Origin of the sequence: Lujinxingia litoralis (assembly GCF_003260125.1) — a bacterium.
Classification (GTDB): Bacteria; Myxococcota_A; Bradymonadia; order Bradymonadales; family Bradymonadaceae; genus Lujinxingia; species Lujinxingia litoralis.
The window spans coordinates 26,578-45,159 of sequence record NZ_QHKO01000006.1 but is presented as its reverse complement, the minus strand read 5'-3'; the positions used below and the strand labels follow the sequence as shown (position 1 = coordinate 45,159).

The window sequence follows — 18,582 nt, the reverse complement described above, 5'->3', positions numbered from 1 at the left end:
AGGGCATCGACCGGCCCGGGGCTTCTTGGCTAAAGCCTTGCCGGGCGCCTTCATAGTCCCACAGGAGCTTCCACGATCGCAATGCCCCCCCGGGCAGCTGACCAGGCGCCGCTGGTCAGGCGCCGGTAGGGCAGCGCGGGGGATGGGGCTAGTCGAGCGGTTCCTTCGGGGGCGCATCGGTAGGAGAGGACGAGGGGGTTGAATCCGAGGCCTCGGCCGGCTCCACAAGCTCGGGGGCCTGGCGAGGGCGGCGGCCCCCGAAGGGAAAGCTCAACACCTCGGCCGGGGGAGGCTCGGGAGGAGGAGCGGGGGAGGAGGCCTGGCGCGGACTCACCGGCATCAACCAGCGGATGGCCTTGATGGGGACCTCCACGCACTCGCCACGCTCGTCGCGCAGCACCACGGCGCTCTTGAGATCGCCGGCCTGAGCGTCGATGAGTTCCAGGGGAGTGGCCCGGTGGCGGAGCCAGCGACGGTCCTCCTGATCGTAGCGCTCCAGTTCGAGATCGGCGCCCTCGCGTAGGGCCAGGCGCACCAGCTCCAGGCGACTCTCCACGTCGGCGGCCAGCATCAGATCGATCTCGGGGTGGCGTGGCGACGGCGCGTCCGGCCGGGTCTCGGCCTCGTGCAGCCACTCCAGAATCAGCTCGGCCTCGGCCTCCAGGTGGTGCACCACCTCCTCGGGCAGGGCGCGGCGCAGGCGCTTTACGAGGCGCTCCGACGAGGAGGGTTTCTGCCGCGTGCCCCCGCGCAGGGCGATGGCCACCAGCAGGCGCCCGCCCAGGTAGGCGGCGCTGAGCACGTCCATGGTGTTGAGCAGGGCCGGGGCCACCGGCTCCAGGCGCTCCGGGTAAAAGGGCTGCCGGGCGTCCTGGCGCGGCGCCAGGTGGTTTAAGAAGCGACGCCAGGTCTCCATAAGCGCTCCAAAGGTGGGTGTTTCACGTGAAAACGCGTCTAACGCCCCCAAAACTAAACATCTTCGGGCCGGGGAGCACCCCCCGGATCGCATCCGCCCCCCAGGCTCGCCACCTCGCCACCCCTGAGCCCCGGGCTCGCCGGGCGCCTACCCGGGGATATTCAGCGGGTAGCGCCAGCCCGTCCCGAAGGCTTTGGCGGTGACCCGGAGGATCGGCGCGGATTGCCCGCGCTTGTACTCGTTGCGCCGGATCAGCGTGATGACTCGCTCGACGTGGGCGCGCTCAAAGCCGGCGTCGATGATCGCGTCGATGCTCTGGCGCGCCTCGACGTAGCGGTCGACGATGGCGTCGAGCACCTCGTAGGGCGGCAGGCTGTCTTCGTCGCGCTGGTCCGGGCGAAGCTCGGCCGAGGGGGCTTTTTCCAAAATGTTGGCGGGGATCAGATCGTAGCCCGCCAGGCGGTTGTACTCCCGGGCCAGGGCGTAGACCGAGAGCTTGGGCACGTCGCCGATCACCGAGAGCGCGCCGCACATATCACCGTAGAGCGTGCAGTAGCCCACGGCCATCTCGCTCTTATTGCCGCAGGAGAGCACCAGCTTGCCGTACTTGTTGCTCAGCGCCATCAGGTACACCCCGCGCACCCGGGCCTGGATGTTCTCCTCGGTCACATCGAAGGCCCGGCCGCCGAAGTGCGGGCCGAGCTGGTCGAGGAAGGCGGCAAAGGGCTGCTCAATGCCGATCTCATCGAACTCGATGCCCAGGTTCCCGGCGAGGGTGCGGGCATCGTCGCGGCTATGGCGCGAGGAGAAGCGCGAGGGCATGGCGATGGCGTGCACGTTTTCCGGGCCGAGCGCGTCGGCGGCCAGGGTGACGACCACCGCCGAGTCAATGCCGCCGGAGAGCCCCAGCAGAACCTTTTTGAAGCCGGATTTGCGCACGTAATCGCGGGTGCCCAGCACCAGGGCCGCCCGCAGCTCGGCGATGTCGCTGCGGGGCTCGGTGTCGGCCGATTCATGCGGGGTCACCTCCCCCTGCGCGCTCACCTCGACCAGCTCGCAGCTCTGCGCAAAGCCGGGCAGGCGCGCGGCGATCTCTCCCTGCGCGTCGATGACCACCGAGTTGCCATCGAAGATCAGCTCATCGGTGGCGCCGACCTGATTCACAAAGATCAGCGGGCGACGGTGGCGCTCGGCGTGCTCGCGGAACATGGCCTCGCGGGCGGCGCGCTTCTGGCGGGCAAAGGGGCTGGCCGAGATGTTGATCAACACCTGCGCCCCGGCGCTGACCAGCGCCTCGATCGGGTCTTTTGCGTAGCGGGGCTGCTCCCAGTGCTGATGGCGCGCCCAGGCATCCTCACAGATGCTCACCCCCAGCTTCACCCCCTTAAAGCGCACCAGCGACGCGGGCTCACCGGGCTCAAAATAGCGAGCCTCGTCGAAGACATCGTACTCGGGCAGGAGCTGCTTAAAGACCCGCTGCCGCACGCGTCCCCCCAGGCAGAAGGCCGCCGCGTTGACCAGCTCCCGGCCCTGGTGATGGGGGTTGCGATCGGCGTAGCCCACGATGAGGCCGAAGTCCTCGTCGGTGAGCCGGGCCAGCGCGTCGAGGGTCTTGAGCTGGGCGTCGATGAAGTCCGGGCGCTGGAGAAGGTCGCGCGGCGGGTAGCCGGTCAGCGCCAGCTCCGAGGTCACGAGGAGCTGGGCGCCCCCCTGGCGAGCGCGCTCAATCTCGTCGCGTAACCGGGCGACGTTGCCATCGAGATCGCCGACCTTGAAGTTGAGCTGGGCCAGGGCAATGCGCAGAGAAGAGGTCTGGTTCATGGGAGAGGACGCCACTCAAAGGAGAAGAAAAAGACCACGCCGAGCCCGCTCAGCGCATGAACATCGTCACGGTATAGACCAGATACCCCACCACCATCAGCACGCCCTCCCAGCGCTTGAGGCTGTGCCCACTGCGCAAGAGCGGCCACAGGAGCAGGCTGATGCCGCCCATCACCCACAGGTCGATGTTGAGCGCGTCGGGTCCCACCACGATGGTCCCGAAGCAGGCGACCACGCCCATGACAAAGAGGAGGTTGAAGATGTTGGAGCCCACCACGTTGCCCACCGAGATGTCGGCTTCGCCGCGGAAGGCCGCGACCACCGAGGTGGCCAGCTCCGGGAGGCTGGTGCCGATGGCGACCACCGTCAGCGCGATGACCAGCTCGGAGATGCCCATGGAGGAGGCAATGGTGGTGGCGCCGTCGACCATCCATTTGGCGCCGAGCGCCAGGCCGGCGATGCCCCCGACCATCAAAAGGGTATCGACCACCACGCTGCGTTGTTTGGCGTCGGCGTCGTTTAAGTCGTCACCGACGATGGCCTCCAGGCGCTTCATATCGCGGCGCGCGCCCAGAAACATGTAGACCATGTAGGCCGCCATCGCGGTCAGGAGGAGCACACCGTCCAGGCGCGTGAGTTCACCGTCGAAGGCCAGGGCGATGAAGAAGCCGGTGGCCGCCAGCATAATCGGCAGCTCGTGGGTGACCACGCGGGTCTCGATCTTCAGCGGGCTGATGGCCGCGGCCACCCCCAGAATCAGCGCGATGTTGGCCACGTTGGAGCCCACCACGTTGCCCAGGTTCACGTCGTCGCTGCCGATAAGCCCCACCAGGAGCTCCGGGGCACTGGTGCCAAAGGAGACCACGGTCAGACCGACGATCAGCGGGGTGATGCCCAGGCGAAGCGCCAGCGAGCTGGCGCCTCCGACGAGCCCTTCGGCGCCGAAGTAAAGAAGAACCAGGCCGGCGATGACCATGCCCACAGCAAGAAGGATCGGATCCATAAAGGTGCTACTCCCGAAAAGTTGAGCCATTGGCAGCGGCCCCGCGCGACGTACAGAACGCCGAATACCTACGCAGAACTTGCGCGGCCAGGACCCACGTCAGGACGGGTCAACCTACTTTAATTGTCGGGGGTTGCAAGGCGGCGGCGAGCCGAAGCGAAGGAAAATCTCATCTTAAGACGAGAACTTGAAGCGCTCCGAGCGGGGGGCTTCCTCGTCCTGAGGAGGGCGCTCGATCACGGGTGTTTCGGGTGTTTCGGGTGTTTCGGGGCTGTCAGGCCCTTCCGGCGACTCGGGGAGTTCCGGCGACTCGGGGAGTTCCGGCGACTCGGGGAGTTCCGGCGACTCGGGGACCTTCGGCGCCGCCGGCGCGGGGACCGGGCCCGGCTCGACCGCCGGTGAGGCCGCGGCCTGATCTTCGCGGGCCCGGGCGCTGTACTCGCGCTCCAGTTCCTTGACCTGCCGGGCCTTCCAGAGGTCCACCACCGCCTTCACGCCTTCACCGACAAAGGTCGAGACGGCCTTTTTGAGCGCGTCTTCGCCGATCTCTCGCCAGAGGTTTTTGCCGCCCTCGGCGCTGAGCGAGGCGGCGATTTCGGCGGCGTTTTTAATAAAAGAACTCATGAGCAGATCCCTGGCCTGTGACGTTGGCGTTGGAGCGCAGGCTCCTCAAGAAGATGGGCCCGGGGCGCGGACTGAAAAGCACTCCTCGCCCGGAACCTCCCCCAAGAACAAGGGCTGAGCCGGGTGCCTTATTCTGCGCCGGAGCCGCCAGCGGGTGGGCAGAGGCTCAGGACTCCGCGGCGGGAAGGTGCTGGGCCAGCGTGGGGTGATGCGCCATCGCGACGAGCACCCGGGAGGCAAACGCGCGGGCGCGCTCCGGAGAAAGGGTCTCCGGGTCGCAGAGGGGACCGAGGTGTTCGCGCTCCTCAAAGAGCAACGCGGCAAAGGTCGCATGCTGCTCGGTCGGCACGCCAAAGAGATGGGCCAGGTCCTCACTGGCCAGGCCCGCTCCCAGATAGAGGTCGTGCTGCACCAGAGCGGCGTTCTGCTCGAGGTAACCCTCCAGCGCCGCGCTGCTGTCACTGACCAGGGCCACGGTGAGCACAACCCCGCCGACCACCACCGCGGTGGTGGTGGTCGAGGTCGAAGTCGAAAAGATGTTGTCGTAGAGCGGTGTGCCGTTGGTCGGCTCGCTCTGCGCGGCGGCTGAGGCGGGGAGCACCATCAGGAGCAGCGCCGCGGCGACCAGCGTCCGGCGGACACGGGGCAGGGAGGGGGCAGCGATCGAAGACAACACCTTCACGGTCATAAAGCACTCCACTGCTGGCTCGCCGCACCTGGCGAGCTCTTTACTGACGACGTTGAACGCCTTTGACGCTACCGAGGCCGCTGGTGATGCGCAAGACGCACCGCGCGGCCGCCGGAATCTCGCGCGGCCGCGCGGCGCCGGCTCAGGAGCGGAACTGCGGTATGCTGGCCCGAAGCACCGGGTCGTTGCCCATGGCGTCGAGCACCACCGCGGTAAAGGCCTGGGCCCGCGCCCGGTCAAAGGTGTCGGCGTTCATCAGCGCCACCAGCGTCTCGCGCTCCTGGCGCAGCAGCCCGGCAAAACGCGCCTCTTCGTCGTGGGGAACCGCAAAGATCGCCGCCAGATCGCGGAGCGCGGGCCCCTGACCCATCGTCAGGTCGTGGTGAAGCGCCACGGCGTTTTCACCGACGTAATGCTCCACGTCGGCCACCGACTTGACCACAAGTAGCACCGTGAGCGTGATGCCGCCGGCCACCGTGGTCGTGAACCCGGTGTACGAGGAGATCATCCCGTAGAAGATGGCCATGCCCTCGTTGTACGAACCGCCGCCCGAGGGGCCCCCCGTAGAGACGGTATCATTGGCCCAGGCCGGGGTGCTCACCAGGAGGGTCGTGCTCGCCAGGAGCATGGCGAGGAGGGTGCGAATCGAGGGAAAGGTCGGCGTCATGTCAGGACTCGGAAGCACATGAGGGTTAAACAGCGTTGGGCGGTATGAAAGAAGATGTTTAGCAGCGGCTGACCCTACTGATTCTCTCGATGCCCCGCCAGCCCGGCAGGGAAGTCGCCACGCACTGCCGGCGTCTGGCGAGGCCTCGGAAACGCGAGCACATCGTTTATGCGCGAGCACACCGTTCATGGGGGATAGAGGCCTTCCATCTGCTTGATGCGAACAAAAAAACCGGGCCCGAGGGCCCGGTTTTTTGCCGCCTCCGGAGCGAACTCCGGAGAGTGGATGTATCGGCGCGTGTTAGCCGGCCAGACGCGGGAGGTGCTGGGCCAGGGTGGGGCGCTCCATCATGGATTCGTAAATCACCCAGGCGAACTCCCCGGCGCGCTCGGAGCTCAGGGTGTTGATATCGGTCAGGGGGATGAGGTCGGCACGGACGCCGGTGAGCATCTGCGCGAACTCAGCGTGCTGGTCGGCGGGCACGTTGAAAAAGCTGGCCAGCTCGGCGGTGGTCTGACCGCCGCCCATGTGCAGGTCGTGCTGCAGAGCGACGTTGTTTTCCTGGATATAAGTCTCCAGCTCCGAGGAGGAGCGGGTCAGGAGCACGACCAGCAGAACGGTCAGACCGACGGGAACGGTGATCACCGCTGACCAGGTGGTACTGGTAGTGGTGAAGGCGGCAACCACGTCTCCATCACTCACGTCGTCTTGGGCAAAGGCCGGCGTGGTGAAGCCCAGGCTCATGGTCAGGGTGAGCGCAACCATCAGAGTACGAGAAAACATCTTCATCAGAGATCTCCTGCGAACGAAGTCGGATACGTACAACAATCATAAAATGGAGCCCTCTCTATACCCTTGATGAGGGGGGTGCGTCCAGCCGGAGGACCCGGGGCATAAAAAACGCCCGGATGCAGGGAGCATCCGGGCGATCGTGGGGCGGTCGACCTGAGGTGACGCGTTAGTCGGGGAGGTTCAGGCGGCGGCGCAGACCGTCTTCGACCGGGTTGTAATAGTCCGGGGAGCGGCGGAGCACGCCGGCCATGCCCTTGCCGCCGTCGACCGGGCGGAAGACGTCGGCGAACTTGCCGGCGGCCAGGGTGTCGAACATGCCCTGGTCGCGCACCTCTTCGAGAAGCTGGCAGGCACTGGCGAGCACCTGTTGGGCGCGGCTCTGAATGATGCCGCCCTGCTTGAACTCGATCTCGTCGCCGAGCTGGCGGGTGTTGTTCATCACGTACTGGGCGTTTTCCAGGGCCAGGTAGCGGTCGCCCATATGCGGGGTGTGCATGGCCTCGGTCATCATGCCCAGGAGCTGGATGCCCTGACCGGTCCAGGAGCCGATGAGGTTGAAGAGGGCGTCCTGGATATGACCGCGGAAGATGTTGCCGGTCATGTACTTGGTGGGGGGCATGTACTTGAGGGGGGCGCCGGGGAAGAGCTCGCGGGCGAGCTGCGCCTGGGCCAGCTCAAAGAGGAAGCCGTTTTCGATGGTGGGGTCCATCTCCATGGCGTGGCCCAGGCCCATCTGTTCGGGGGGCAGGCCGCTGCGCAGGGCGAATTGCTCGTTGATGAACTGGCTGGCCGTCACGGTATGAGCGGCCTCCACCGCGTCGGCGGTGGTGAGGTAGTTGTCCTCGCCGGTGTTGATGACGATGCCGGCCGCGGAGTTGATCATGCGGCTGAAGTACTGATCGATGAAGGTGCGCCGGGGGTTGATGTCGCGGAAGAGGATGCCGTAGAGGGCATCGTTGAGCATCATGTCCAGGCGCTCCAGGGCGCCCATCGCGGCGATCTCGGGCATGCAGAGGCCGCTGCAGTAATTGCAGAGGTGGATGTAACGGCCCAACTCCTGGCCGACCTCATCCAGGGCCTCGCGCATGATCTGGAAGTTGGCCTGGGTGGCGTAGGTGCCGCCAAAGCCCTCGGTGGTGGGGCCGTAGGGCACGTAATCCAGCAGGCTCTGCCCGGTGGAGCGGATTACGGCGATGATGTCGGCGCCCTGACGAGCGGCGGTGCGGGCCTGGACGACGTCTTCGTAGATGTTGCCGGTGGCCACGATCACGTAGTGCAGGGGAGCGGCGCGCTGCTCGTAGCGCTCTAAAAAGGTGTCGCGTTCGGCGCGGCGCTCGGCGATGCGGGCCAGGGCCCGGGTGGCGAGTTCGTCGCCGACCTCCACGATGCGCTCCTCGCTGACCAGGGGGAGCTCGCTTAAGCGCAGGTCATCCTCGGCGATGGCCCGGGCGACGGTCTGGGCATCGCGGCCGGTCTCGACGATGGCGCGGGCCAGATGGCGGGTGATGCCCTCCTCCAGGAGGCCGGCCTCCAGGGCGTGATCGACGACCACGTTGGGCAGGGGCACATCGTCCTGATCGACGCCGTCCACCCCGAGCAGGCGCAGGGTGGTGCGCTCCATGGCCACGGTGGTGCGCTCCCGGATGAAGGCGTCCATGGTGTCGGCGATGTCGCTGGCGGCCTGGCGAGCGCGGTCGATGATCTCGGGATCGAGGTTCAGCTTAGAACTCATAGGTGAGACTCGGGAGGCTGGAGGGGTTGGTCGGATGGTGCGGCCGGCGAGTGGCTCGAGCGCGCTTAAAAAAGGTTCACCAGGGCGTTTACCGCCTGGTTGGCCGGGAGTCGAGTCTCCCGGCCCGCGAAGCCTTCGAGACACCAGGCGCCCGGGCGCCCGGCGAAGACGCCATCTGCTCATTTATGATGCAATGACAACAACTTACGACTCTAAAACGGCGCGTTTCACGTGAAACATCGCGCTTTAAGGGCGCTTCTCCCGGGGCTTTAGGATGACGAAGGGGCCGGGCGTACCGAGGCCAGCAGGCCGGTGAGCACGGCGTCGCAGGTCTGCCGGGCGCCGGCCGAGGAGCCGGGGAAGGTGACCAGGAGGCAATGGCCGGCCTGTCCGGCGACCCCGCGGGAGAGGAGCGCCCGGGGGGTGCGGGCCTGACCGTGCTGGCGAGCGGCCTCCATAATACCCGGGATCGGGCGTTGGATGCGTTGCTCGACCACCTCGACGGTGCGGGCGTGGGGCTCCAGACCGGTGCCCCCGACGGTGACGATGAGGTCGAGGTCGCGCGCCAGGAGGGCGTCCAGGGTCTGGGCGATGGGGGCCGGGTCGTTGCCCAGCACGATGTAATCCACGATGTCGACGCCCTCTTTTTTGAGGAGGCGATCGCGGACGATATGCCCGGCGCGGTCCTCTTTGACGCCGCTGACGACCGCGTCGGAGGTGACCACGATGGCGGCGCGCACGCTGACCGGGTCGCGGAAATCGCTCTTGCCGCCGCGTTTTTCGACGAGCTTGATGTCGGTGACGCTGATCAGCCCGGTGTCGGCCGAGGCGTGGGGTTTGAGCATGTCGTAGAGGTTCATCGCCGCGACGCTGGCCGCGTAGAGGGTCTCCATCTCCACGCCGGTGGGGCCCACACAGGTGGCGCTGACCTCCAGGTAGATGCCTTCGTCGAGAAACTCAAAGTGCACGTCGCAGGCGGTGATCGCCAGCGGGTGGCAGAAGGGCAGCGCCTCCCAGGTGCGTTTCACGGCCATGATGCCGGCGACGCGGGAGGCCTCGATGGCGTCGCCCTTGTCGGTGTTGCGCCCGTGGCCGGTGGCCCGGAGGATGGCCGGGTCGATGCGCAGCATCGCCTGGGCGCGGGCGAAGCGCTCGCTGGTGGGTTTGTGGGTGATGTCTTTCATGGATGAACTCGTGTGCGGCCTGGTGGGGGCCTGTGAAAGCGGAGCGTCGGTTAGCGCGGCTCAGACCCGGGGTCGCTCTCCGGGGAGAGGGGAGTGCCGTCGAGGTAGCGGCTGGAGCCGTCGTCGTAATGTTCGAGTTTCCAGATGGGAGTGCGCTCTTTGAGGGTGTCGATGGCATGGCGAGCGCCTTCAAAGGCGGCGGCGCGGTGGGCGGCGCGGCAGACCACGAGCACCGAGGCCTGGCCTACTTCCACCCGGCCGGTGCGGTGCTGGATGCGGCAGCGCAGCACATCGAAGCGCGCGCAGACCTCGTCTTCGATGCTGGCGAGCACGCGGGCGGCGATGGAGGGGTGGGCCTCGTAGGTGATGGCGGTGACGCCGCCCCGGCCCTGGTTATGGTCGCGCACATCGCCGCTGAAGATCACCAGGCCCCCGCCGGCCGGGTCCTCGGTCTGTGCCAGGAGTTCGCCCAGATCGAGGGGGCTCTCGGAGAGCCAGCGTGAGGGGCTGGCGAGGAGGTCGATGCCGCCGCTGACCGGGGGCAAGAGCTCCAGGAGGGCGCCGGCGCGCAGGGGGTGCTCGCGATGCACGATGGTATCGTCAAGCGCCACGGCCACCCGGTCGAGCATGCCGCGGAGCGTGGGGAAGGCCCCGGCGACCGCAGCGAGCGCGTCGGCGACCCGGGGGTCGGGGAGGGCCACGCCATCTGCAAGTTCCAGCGTGGCCTCGCGGCAGCCGGCGCGCTGGGCCAACCCGGCGTAAAAGCGTACCTGAATCGTGATGCTCATGGCTTAGCCTCCCAGGGCCGACATGCCGGCGGCGGTGACGTGGCCCTCGCGCCACTGATGGCCGGCGGGTTTCTCGGCGACGACCTGTTCAAAGAGCGCCCGCAGCCCGGCGGCGTCGCCGGCGCGGGCGGCCTGCTTGAGGCTGACCTGCTGGTCGACCGCCAGACAGGCGCGCAGCTCCCCGGTCGAGGTCAGGCGCAGCCGGGCGCAGGTGTTGCAGTAGGGATTGGAGATGGGAGTGATGAAGCCCAGGCGCCCCCGGGCGCCGGGGGCGCGGTAGTAGCGGGCCGGTCCGTTGCCGATGGCGGCGCTGGCCGGCTCCAGACCGCGGGTCTCGATCAGGCGCTCGATCAACGCGCTCAAGTTCACAAAGCGGCCGGCCCGGGCGTGCAGCGCGCCCTCGCCAATGGGCATGATCTCCATAAAACGCACGTCGACCGGGTGGGTGCGGGTGAGTTCGATCCAGCGGTCGAGTTCATCGTCGTTGATCCCGGCCAGGAGCAGGGTGTTGACGCGCACCGGGGCAAAGCCCTGCTCCAGGGCGGCTTCCAGACCGCGCCAGGCCTGCTCGAAGGTGCCGTTGCGGGTGATCTCGCGAAAGCGCTCCGGGTCCAGCGAATCCAGGCTGACGTTGACGCGATCCAGGCCGGCGGCCTTGAGCGCGGCGGCGTGGCGGTCGAGGAGCAGCCCGTTGGTGGTGAGCGCGACATCGGCCACGGCGGTGCGGGTTTTGAGCATGCGCACCAGCTCGGGCAGATCGCGGCGCAGCAGGGGTTCGCCACCGGTCAGCCGGATGCGTCGCACGCCCAGCTTGCAGGCTTCGCCGACCACGAAGGTGATCTCCTCAAAGCTCAGGAGCTCGGAGCGTGGCGAGCAGGGCAGGCCCTGGGCCGGCATGCAGTAGGAGCAACGCAGGTTGCAGCGATCGGTGACCGAGACGCGCAGCGAGCGATGCGCGCGTCCAAAGGAATCGATCAACGACGAGGAGAGGGGGGGAGGGTTCATAGGCCGACTGCTGGCAGGGGAACACACGAGGTCGGCGCTCAGTGTAGTGGGCCAAAACCCACTGTCCAGCCCGGCGACCTCAGGAGAGGTCGCCGTCTTCGCCTTGCTCACTGCGTTCGGTGACGGTGGCCAGTGGCGAACGCTCGTCGGGCGCCGGAACATCCCGAACCGCCCGACGCTCCCCGGAGCGGTCCCACTCGCCGACGACCGGGAAACCGGCCTTTTTCTCAAAAAAATCGCCGCGCATGGGGCTGGCGGCGTTGGCCCGCAGCGCGCCGTGAATGGGCATCTGGCCGATCTGAACCTCGGGAGCGTCCAGAGCCCGGGGGTAACCCGTGGCGAGCAGGCTGGTAAAGGGTTTGCTGACCTCTTCGAGCGTGATGGCCAGGTTGACGGCCAGCTCGGTGAGAGCTTCGAGTTCGGCTTCGTCGCTGAGCGGGCCGGTGCGGAGCAGGCGCAGGCGCTGGTCGCGAACGCCGAGTTGCTGGCAGCGGGCGGCGGCCTCGTCCCAGGCGGTCCGCAGGTCAGCCTGGCTCAGAAGCTCCGGGGCCTGGGCGGGGCCTTCGACGCGGGCGCTCTCGATGAAGGGGCCGCTCCCGGGAGGAGGCTCCGAGACCAGGACCAGCGCCGGGTGCAGGGAGGGGTCGAGCGTCACCTCGACCTCGATCTGGTAGTCGTCGCTCAGCGGATCGCCCTGCCCGGTGATGCTCAAGGGACAGGCGCGATGCGCCCCCGTCAGCTGCTCGCGCGCCTCCGAGAGCGAAGCGTCGTAGGCCAGGTTGAACTTCTCCCCGAGCGACTTCCAGATGGTGCGACTGGCCAGAAGCCCGCGCATGCGCATGACGTTCTGGTACACCACCGCCACAATCACGGCCCCAAATGCCAGGAGCACCACCAGAAGTAAGAGATCAAAGTTCATCGCAGCCTCAGGACCCGAAGAGTCGTCAGATCAGCCTGACGAGAGAGGTGGAAAAGAGCTTCTCAGCGGCCGCAGGCTACCAGCGAGCGGCGGCCGCGCAAAGCGAAGCGCCCCGACCGAGTCGGTCGACAGGTTCGAGTTCTTCGAGTTCTCGGGGAGCTGCGCGGGCGGTGGCCTCAGCGACGGGTGAGGAGCGCGACGTTCTCCACGTGGTAGGTCTGCGGGAAGAGGTCGACCGGCTGCACGACCTCCAGCTGGTAGCCCCCGGCGGTGAGCGCCACCAGGTTGTCCGCCAGGGTTTTGGGGTTGCAGGAGACGTAGACCAGCGTGGGGGCGGCGATCTCCAGAATCTGTTCAATCGCCTGGTCAAAAAGCCCGGAGCGGGGCGGGTCGACCACCACCAGGTCGATGGCGTCGCCGCGGGCCTCGATGAACTCGGGGCTGGCCAGCACCTTGCCCACATCGCCCACAAAGAAGGTGGCGTTGTCGATCTGATTGTCGGTGGCGTTTTTGCGGGCGTTGTCCACCGCGTCGGGCTGAAGCTCGATGCCGAGCACGCGCTCGGCATAAGGGGCCAGGCAGAGCCCGATGGTGCCCGTGCCGCAGTAGAGGTCGAGCACGGTCTGGGGCCGGTTGGGGCTATCGGCGTCGAGCAGGCCGGCGCGCTCGATGACCTCGGCGTAGAGCTGCTCGGCCTGCAGGGTGTTGGGCTGAAAAAAGGCCCGGGGGTGAATCTCAAAGCGCAACCTCTGCTCGCCAGGCAGGTGCATCTCCTCGCTCAACACCGGCTCGCCATGGAGCAGGGTCTCTTCGATGCGGGTGCGGCTGCCCTTTTCGGCGATGTAGCGCGACCAGTAAAAGGAGGTGATGGGCCGCCCGAACTCCGAGGCCAGGCGTTGGGCCTCGGCGGCGAAGGCCCGCGCGGCCTGCTCCGCATCGACCGTCTCGGTGCCCAGACGCACCTCGGTGGCCGGGCTGGTCATCAGCTCCACCATCACCTCCCCGGTGCGTTTGCCCTCGCGGATCGTCAGGTTGCGCAGCCAGCCCTCGTCCCGGCGGCTGTGGTAGGGCTCAAGCCCCACCGAGGCGCAGAAATGACTCATCGCCGGCACAAAACGCGAGACGAACTCCGACTGCAGGTGGCATTCCTGAAGGTTGAGGATCTCGAATTTGTAGCCCGAGGGGTAAAGCCCCAGCGCGAAGTGGCGCTCGGCGTCGTCGCCGAAGGTGAACTCCATCTTGTTGCGGTAGTACCAGGGCTCATCCATGCCCTTGAGCGGGAGCACCAGCCCGGGGTCGAGGCCCACCCGCTGAAAGTTCTCTTTGATCAGGCGCTCTTTGATGGCGAGCTGATGGCGGTAGCGCATCGACTGCAGGGTGCAGCCGCCACAGCCCTTCTCGGCCTCTTCGCGGGTGCCAAAGTGGCGGCAGCGCGGCTCGATGCGCAGCTGCGAGGGCTCCAGAATCTCCAGCAGGGTGGCCGAGGCGCGTTTGCGCCGCGTCTTATCGATGCGCACGCGCACCCGGTCGCCGGGGATGGCCTTGCGCACAAAGACCTCGTAGCGCTTCTCCATCTTCTGCGGGCCGATGACCGTCTCGACAAAGGCGACGCCTAAGCCCCGCTCGTTCATTTTGTCGATGGTCAGCTCGACCTCATCGCCGTGTCGAAATCCCCGGCTAAGCTCCAGAATCATGTGTTTTGCTCTCTTCAGGCGTTGAGGCTCAAATGCGTCGATCGCCTTGATGTATGCGCTTCGACGCCATGGTTTTAAATTAAAACTGCTGTGTCGGGCAGTCCGCCACGTTATTTCGTTTTGAACGCGTCCTGACATTCGCTGTGTCGAGGTGTCCGCCGGTTGAAGCACCTTTGTCAAAGCGCTCAACGCGGCATGCCCCGTCTAAAAGAGCCGTGGGAGTCCCTTCGACGCGCGTCTCGCTGGATGAAAGAGCCACGCCATTCCCTTCGACGGGGCTCGTTGCGTTTCAAACAGAGGCGTCACCCGCTTCGTAACACCTCTTTTATCCGGCGAAAGCCATGACGCTCGCTTCGCGAAGGCTATTTCAACCGGCGAAGGCCATGTCGCTCGCTTCACGAAGGCTATTTCAACCGGCGAAGGCCATGACGCTCGCTTCGTGAAAGCTATGTTCACCGGCGAAAGCCATGACGCTCGCTTCACGAAGGCAATTTCAACCGGCGAAGGCCGCGTCGTTCCCTTCGACAGGGGTGTTTCAACCGGCGAAGGCCGCGTCGCTCGCTTCTGACCATCATGTTGAGCGATACGACGGTTTCTTTTGTCGGGTCGACTACGCGTCGTCGGAAACACGCTCGACGACCTGACCGCCCTGCACATCAAAAATACTCAAATTCTGGTCGAGCAGAATAAAATCGCGGTGGGTGGTGGTGATGAAGACCTGCCCCTGGGTGCGGCTGCGCAGAAAGTCGAAGAGGAGGCGGTTACGCTGCCGGTCGAGCTCGCTGGAGACGTCGTCGAGCAGCAGAATCGGCGCAAAATGGTAGCGCTCTTCCAGGTAGGTGATTTCGGCGATCTTCATGGCGAGCACGAAGGCGCGGGTCTGGCCCTGGCTGCCGAAGGTGCGCACGTCGTGGCCGCCCAGCGTGGTGTGGAGGTCGTCGCGGTGGGGGCCGATCAACGTGTAGCCGCGCTCGCGCTCCTCGCGTTCGGTGCGCCTCAACGCCTGCTCCAGGGAGCGCTCCAGATACTGCGGGGCCTGGAGGGCGGCGGCTTCATCGAAGGCATCGTCGCCCTCATCGAGCCAGCTCGGGGCGTAGCGGAGGTCGGCGGCGAGCGAGGGGTCGAAAATTGTCGAAAACGTGCGGGTGAGCACCGGCCGAAAATGGGTGATGAAGTCCAGGCGACGGCGCAGAACCTGAGCGCCGTAGGTGATGAGCTGCTCGTCGTAGACGCCCAGCAGCGCCGGGTCCACCCGGGGCTCTTTGAGGAGCGCGTTGCGGTGCTTGAGCACGTCCTCGTAATGGGTGGACTCGGTGGAGAAGGCCGGGTGGGCGTTGAAGATGGCGCGGTCCATGAAGCGACGGCGCTCCGAGGGGGAGCCGCGCAGGATGCCGATATCATCCGGCCCAAAAATCACGACGTTCAGGGTGCCGAAAAAGTCCGAGATGTTGCGGACCTGCCCCTCATTCAAAAACACCTTTTTGCCGCGCTCGGAGATCTCCAGGCGCACCAGGCGCTCATGGCCGCCGCGCTCCACGCGGGCCTCCAGCGAAGCCTCCGTGCGCTCGAAATGAATGAGCGCGCGGTTGGTCGTGCCGGGGCGAAAGCTCTTCACCGCGCTCAAGAGGTAGATGGCTTCCAGGAGGTTGGTTTTGCCCTGACCGTTGGGACCGGCAATCACGTTGAAACGCGGGTTCGGCGTCAACATCACGTGCTGCAGGTTGCGAAAATCGCGCAGTCGGAGGGCTTCCAGAAGCATCGCTAAAATATCTCGGGGGGGTGCGGCGAGTGGATTCAAAGAGAGCGACGGTGCCCTGAGCAGAAAACGCGAACGCCCCCGGCGAAGGTCGTCGGAGGCGCGCGCTAACTCATTTACTCAGAAAGCTGCCCGGACACGGAACAACTCCCTTAATTGAAAAACCCTAATCGAAAAGATCAGAGGCGCATGGGCATGACGACGAAGAGCATCTCGTCGCGCTGGGTGTCGCGGATGAGCGTGGGGGAGAGGGTGTCGATGATCTCGATGGAGACCTCGGAGCCGTCGAGCGCGCTGACCACGTCGTTGAGGTAGCGGTAGTTGAAGCCGGCTTTGACAGCCTGCCCGCCGTACTGCATCGGCACGACCTTGGTGGCTTCGCCGCGGTCGGGGTCGGAGGCGTAGAGTTCCAGGCCTTCATCGCTCAGCGAGATGCGTACGTTGTTGGTCTTGGAGCTGGCAAAGAGGCTGACGAACTTGAGGGCCTGCTGGAAGACGTCTTTTTCGACGATGGCCCGGTGCTCGGATTCGCGGGGGAGCACCTGGGTGAAGTCGGGGAAGCTGCCCTCGATCAGGCGCACCGAGAGGCTCATCGGGCCGCTCTTAAAGACGATGTTGTTGTCGATGATGCCGAAGCTGAGCTCATCGCCCTTGGCGTCGACCGTGCGTTTGATCTCGGCCAGGCCCTTGCGCGGGATGATGATGCCCTTGTTGAGCGCGGCGGGGATGTCGCCACCGGCGTCGAACTCTTCGGGCTTCGTCTCGATCTTGGAGAGGCGATGGCCGTCGGTGGAGACCATCAGCAGGGTCTTCTCGTTGGTGACCTTGAAGAAGGCCCCGGTGAGGTTGGCGCGGGCATCGTCGGTGGAGACGCTGAAGAGGGTCTTCTCGATCATGTCGAGGAGGCGACGGATGCCAATCGGGAAAAGCTCCACTCCGCTGATGTCGAGGAGATGGGGGAACTCATCGGCGTGGGTGCCGACGATGCGGCAGTTGACGTTGCCGCTCTTGAGCCGGGCCCAGTGGTTCTCCTCGGTCTCCAGGGTCAGCATGTCTTCTTCGAGGTTTTTGACGATGTCGAAGAGGCTGCGGGCCTGCAGGGTGACTTTGCCCGGCTCCAGTACCTCGCAGGTGCAGGAGGTGGACACTGAGATGTCCAGGTCGGTGGCGTGCAGGGTCAGCGTGTCGCCCTCGGCCACCAGAAGCGCGTTGGACAGGATGGCCAGCGTGCTGCGATGGCTGACGACGCCTTGAAGTTTGAAGAGCTCCTGAGTGAGCATCTTGCTGGAAATCCGAATCTTCATGGGGCGCGTCTCCACGGAGAGGTGTTGGGGACCAGAGTTTTCCCGGGTCTAAATCCCAGACAATCCATCACAGGTTGAAGAGGGTTTCAAGTGCCAATCGGCCTTAGAACTCGCGAGCTTGCGCCCCTCGCAGGTCCGAAAGTTTTCCACAGCCACGGATCTTCTACCCAGAGACAAAAAAGGATTGTTGTATTTGAGGTACGTAGAAGAAGTAGGGCCTGTGGAAATGTGGAGAGGCGCTCTAAGGGCCTGTTTTTACGTCGTTAATTTTCCCCAGATGGGGAGGGGAAAGTGTGTGTAAGAACTGGGGAGAAGGATCCGAGGGAGAAATACCCAGGTTTTCCACCTGTGGATTAACAGCTTTAACACAGGGTTTCGCACAGAGTTTTCCACAGGGGGTGGGATTCTCTTTTGATCGCGTACAGATCGAAATGCGTGGTTCGGGCCCTTTTCGGCTGGCGAGGCGCCCCGAGGCAGAGGGGCCGGGGAGGTGGAAGGATGCGGGAGGGTGGGGTGTTCATAAGGGTGAAGGTAGCTCGAAAGTGTCGATGAACCCGATGAACCCGAATGTCTGGAGGTTGCATGAGCACGCAGAACACCCCTGAATCGATGGCGTCCCCCTCCGCCACAAACGAGCCCACCGAAGAGGAGTGCCCGTATCGCCGCCGGGCCAAGGAGCATACGATCTTTGGCGGGGCGATTGGCGCGCTGAGCGTGGCGGGCCTGGCGGCCTTTGGCACGCTGCTCTGCCCTTTATGCGTGGTGGCCACGCCGGCCTTTCTGGGCAGCGCGGCGTGGAATGCGCGCAAGGCTCGTCAGAAGCGCGGAGCCGCTCCGGAGCCGGGCTACGACGGGAGCTTGCGCCCGGGAGACCGGGTGGAGTGGTAGGGCCCGGGGCCGCCCCGGCGAAAGTTTACAGACCCACCTGGTGATCCACGTGGAGGCACACGTAACCGGGGCGCTTCTTACATAGAGCGCCCCGGTCGCATGTTTAGGCCCCCCCCCGCTGGCGAACTCGCTGCACTATTACCCGACGCGTCAGGGCCCGGGATGACAAGGGGGGAGCCTGGCGAGGCGTTTGGATTTCTGCCCCCGTGCGAATCTTTAGCTGGCGAGCCGATGGCGGCTCGTGGCGCCGAGGAGCGGCGCCCGAAGTTTTGCACCAGGGAGTCGTTATGACCGGTGATCACCATCGCGAGCTTTTGATCCGGTGGCTTCAGGGGGCCTACGCCCTTGAGGTCGCCCTGATGAAGGCGCTTGGCCGGCAGGCCGAACACGCCACCGAGTTTCCCGAGCTTCATGCCCGGCTCAACACCCACAAGATCGAGACCGAGCGCCACGCCGGGCTTGTGGAGCATTGCCTCAAAGACCTGGGCGCCGAACCCCCCAATGTGCAGGCCAAAGCGTCTGGATTTCTGGGGGCGGCACAGGCCGGGTTTACCGGGTTTATGGACAACCCCTTTATCGCCGACACCCTGGTGGGGTCGTCGAGTGAGGAGCTGGAGATCGCCGTGTATCAGGCCATCTCCACGCTGGCTGAAAAGCTGGGAGAGGAGGAGATCGTCAGCATCTGCAGCGACATTTTAGAGGATGAGCGCTCGATGCTGGCGTACTTCAACGACAACCTCCCGCTGATTATTAAGTCCGGGATTGAAAACGACCTTTTGCAGACCTGAGCGGGCCCGGCCG

The 18,582-nt window shown here is 65.6% G+C and carries 17 protein-coding genes; 2 read left to right on the top strand and 15 right to left on the bottom strand.

Translation table 11 applies throughout. The features are described from left to right. Positions 1–148: 148 nt before the first annotated feature. The 15 genes from DL240_RS13525 to dnaN form a co-directional block, all read right to left on the bottom strand. The gene (locus DL240_RS13525; protein ID WP_111730438.1) at positions 149–916 is read right to left on the bottom strand and encodes a hypothetical protein; all 768 of its coding nucleotides are present in this window, start codon (positions 914–916) and stop codon (positions 149–151) included. Between the two features lie 147 nt (positions 917–1,063). Then, positions 1,064–2,737 carry an NAD+ synthase gene (locus DL240_RS13520; protein WP_111730437.1) on the bottom strand — a complete coding sequence of 558 codons (1,674 nt, stop codon included), beginning with the start codon at positions 2,735–2,737 and terminating at the stop codon, positions 1,064–1,066. Positions 2,738–2,786: 49 nt separating this feature from the next. Continuing rightward, on the bottom strand, positions 2,787–3,740 hold the full coding sequence (locus DL240_RS13515) for a calcium/sodium antiporter (protein ID WP_158542562.1): 954 nt from the start codon (positions 3,738–3,740) through the stop codon (positions 2,787–2,789). Positions 3,741–3,914: 174 nt separating this feature from the next. Then, positions 3,915–4,364 (bottom strand): hypothetical protein, encoded by a 450-nt coding sequence (locus DL240_RS20505; protein ID WP_233497069.1) that lies wholly within the window; start codon positions 4,362–4,364, stop codon positions 3,915–3,917. A 166-nt stretch (positions 4,365–4,530) separates the two neighbouring features. Then, the gene (locus DL240_RS13505) at positions 4,531–5,052 is read right to left on the bottom strand and encodes a hypothetical protein (RefSeq protein ID WP_111730435.1); all 522 of its coding nucleotides are present in this window, start codon (positions 5,050–5,052) and stop codon (positions 4,531–4,533) included. Positions 5,053–5,194: 142 nt separating this feature from the next. Continuing rightward, positions 5,195–5,719 (bottom strand): DUF3015 family protein, encoded by a 525-nt coding sequence (locus DL240_RS13500; RefSeq protein WP_111730434.1) that lies wholly within the window; start codon positions 5,717–5,719, stop codon positions 5,195–5,197. Between the two features lie 300 nt (positions 5,720–6,019). Next, positions 6,020–6,508, bottom strand: coding sequence for a hypothetical protein (locus DL240_RS13495; RefSeq protein ID WP_111730433.1), 489 nt, complete (start codon positions 6,506–6,508; stop codon positions 6,020–6,022). Positions 6,509–6,677: 169 nt separating this feature from the next. After that, a complete protein-coding gene (gene kamD, locus DL240_RS13490; protein WP_111730432.1) occupies positions 6,678–8,243 on the bottom strand; it encodes a lysine 5,6-aminomutase subunit alpha in 1,566 nt (521 codons plus the stop codon). Positions 8,244–8,512: 269 nt separating this feature from the next. Beyond that, entirely contained in the window at positions 8,513–9,427 is a 915-nt protein-coding gene (locus DL240_RS13485) for a cyclic pyranopterin monophosphate synthase MoaC (RefSeq protein WP_111730431.1), read from the bottom strand. 50 nt (positions 9,428–9,477) lie between these two features. Then, complete coding sequence (locus DL240_RS13480) at positions 9,478–10,215, bottom strand: molybdenum cofactor biosynthesis protein (protein WP_111730430.1); 738 nt, start codon at positions 10,213–10,215, stop codon at positions 9,478–9,480. 3 nt (positions 10,216–10,218) lie between these two features. After that, entirely contained in the window at positions 10,219–11,220 is a 1,002-nt protein-coding gene (gene moaA, locus DL240_RS13475) for a GTP 3',8-cyclase MoaA (RefSeq protein WP_111730429.1), read from the bottom strand. Positions 11,221–11,299: 79 nt separating this feature from the next. Then, on the bottom strand, positions 11,300–12,139 hold the full coding sequence (locus tag DL240_RS13470) for a hypothetical protein (protein WP_111730428.1): 840 nt from the start codon (positions 12,137–12,139) through the stop codon (positions 11,300–11,302). A gap of 176 nt (positions 12,140–12,315) precedes the next feature. Beyond that, positions 12,316–13,833, bottom strand: coding sequence for a class I SAM-dependent RNA methyltransferase (locus DL240_RS13465; protein ID WP_158542561.1), 1,518 nt, complete (start codon positions 13,831–13,833; stop codon positions 12,316–12,318). 610 nt (positions 13,834–14,443) lie between these two features. After that, entirely contained in the window at positions 14,444–15,592 is a 1,149-nt protein-coding gene (gene recF / locus DL240_RS13460; RefSeq protein ID WP_111730426.1) for a DNA replication/repair protein RecF, read from the bottom strand. Between the two features lie 176 nt (positions 15,593–15,768). After that, positions 15,769–16,893 carry a DNA polymerase III subunit beta gene (gene dnaN, locus DL240_RS13455; protein WP_111730425.1) on the bottom strand — a complete coding sequence of 375 codons (1,125 nt, stop codon included), beginning with the start codon at positions 16,891–16,893 and terminating at the stop codon, positions 15,769–15,771. A gap of 582 nt (positions 16,894–17,475) precedes the next feature. Here dnaN and DL240_RS13450 point away from each other — a divergent pair. Continuing rightward, positions 17,476–17,781, top strand: a complete 306-nt coding sequence (locus tag DL240_RS13450) for a hypothetical protein (protein WP_111730424.1) — start codon at positions 17,476–17,478, stop codon at positions 17,779–17,781. Between the two features lie 287 nt (positions 17,782–18,068). Next, positions 18,069–18,569 (top strand): DUF892 family protein, encoded by a 501-nt coding sequence (locus DL240_RS13445; protein ID WP_111730423.1) that lies wholly within the window; start codon positions 18,069–18,071, stop codon positions 18,567–18,569. The last annotated feature ends 13 nt before the right edge of the window (positions 18,570–18,582 follow it).

What these genes read in the sequence shown, in the direction of transcription:
- kamD (WP_111730432.1), bottom strand. Translation starts at nt 8,243, where the DNA reads ATGAGTTCTAAGCTGAACCTCGATCCCGAGATCATCGACCGCGCTCGC.
- DL240_RS13505 (WP_111730435.1), bottom strand. Translation starts at nt 5,052, where the DNA reads ATGACCGTGAAGGTGTTGTCTTCGATCGCTGCCCCCTCCCTGCCCCGT.
- DL240_RS13525 (WP_111730438.1), bottom strand. Translation starts at nt 916, where the DNA reads ATGGAGACCTGGCGTCGCTTCTTAAACCACCTGGCGCCGCGCCAGGAC.
- DL240_RS13495 (WP_111730433.1), bottom strand. Translation starts at nt 6,508, where the DNA reads ATGAAGATGTTTTCTCGTACTCTGATGGTTGCGCTCACCCTGACCATG.
- moaA (WP_111730429.1), bottom strand. Translation starts at nt 11,220, where the DNA reads ATGAACCCTCCCCCCCTCTCCTCGTCGTTGATCGATTCCTTTGGACGC.
- recF (WP_111730426.1), bottom strand. Translation starts at nt 15,592, where the DNA reads ATGCTTCTGGAAGCCCTCCGACTGCGCGATTTTCGCAACCTGCAGCAC.
- DL240_RS20505 (WP_233497069.1), bottom strand. Translation starts at nt 4,364, where the DNA reads ATGAGTTCTTTTATTAAAAACGCCGCCGAAATCGCCGCCTCGCTCAGC.
- dnaN (WP_111730425.1), bottom strand. Translation starts at nt 16,893, where the DNA reads ATGAAGATTCGGATTTCCAGCAAGATGCTCACTCAGGAGCTCTTCAAA.
- DL240_RS13465 (WP_158542561.1), bottom strand. Translation starts at nt 13,833, where the DNA reads ATGATTCTGGAGCTTAGCCGGGGATTTCGACACGGCGATGAGGTCGAG.
- DL240_RS13480 (WP_111730430.1), bottom strand. Translation starts at nt 10,215, where the DNA reads ATGAGCATCACGATTCAGGTACGCTTTTACGCCGGGTTGGCCCAGCGC.
- DL240_RS13515 (WP_158542562.1), bottom strand. Translation starts at nt 3,740, where the DNA reads ATGGATCCGATCCTTCTTGCTGTGGGCATGGTCATCGCCGGCCTGGTT.
- DL240_RS13520 (WP_111730437.1), bottom strand. Translation starts at nt 2,737, where the DNA reads ATGAACCAGACCTCTTCTCTGCGCATTGCCCTGGCCCAGCTCAACTTC.
- DL240_RS13450 (WP_111730424.1), top strand. Translation starts at nt 17,476, where the DNA reads ATGAGCACGCAGAACACCCCTGAATCGATGGCGTCCCCCTCCGCCACA.
- DL240_RS13445 (WP_111730423.1), top strand. Translation starts at nt 18,069, where the DNA reads ATGACCGGTGATCACCATCGCGAGCTTTTGATCCGGTGGCTTCAGGGG.
- DL240_RS13500 (WP_111730434.1), bottom strand. Translation starts at nt 5,719, where the DNA reads ATGACGCCGACCTTTCCCTCGATTCGCACCCTCCTCGCCATGCTCCTG.
- DL240_RS13485 (WP_111730431.1), bottom strand. Translation starts at nt 9,427, where the DNA reads ATGAAAGACATCACCCACAAACCCACCAGCGAGCGCTTCGCCCGCGCC.
- DL240_RS13470 (WP_111730428.1), bottom strand. Translation starts at nt 12,139, where the DNA reads ATGAACTTTGATCTCTTACTTCTGGTGGTGCTCCTGGCATTTGGGGCC.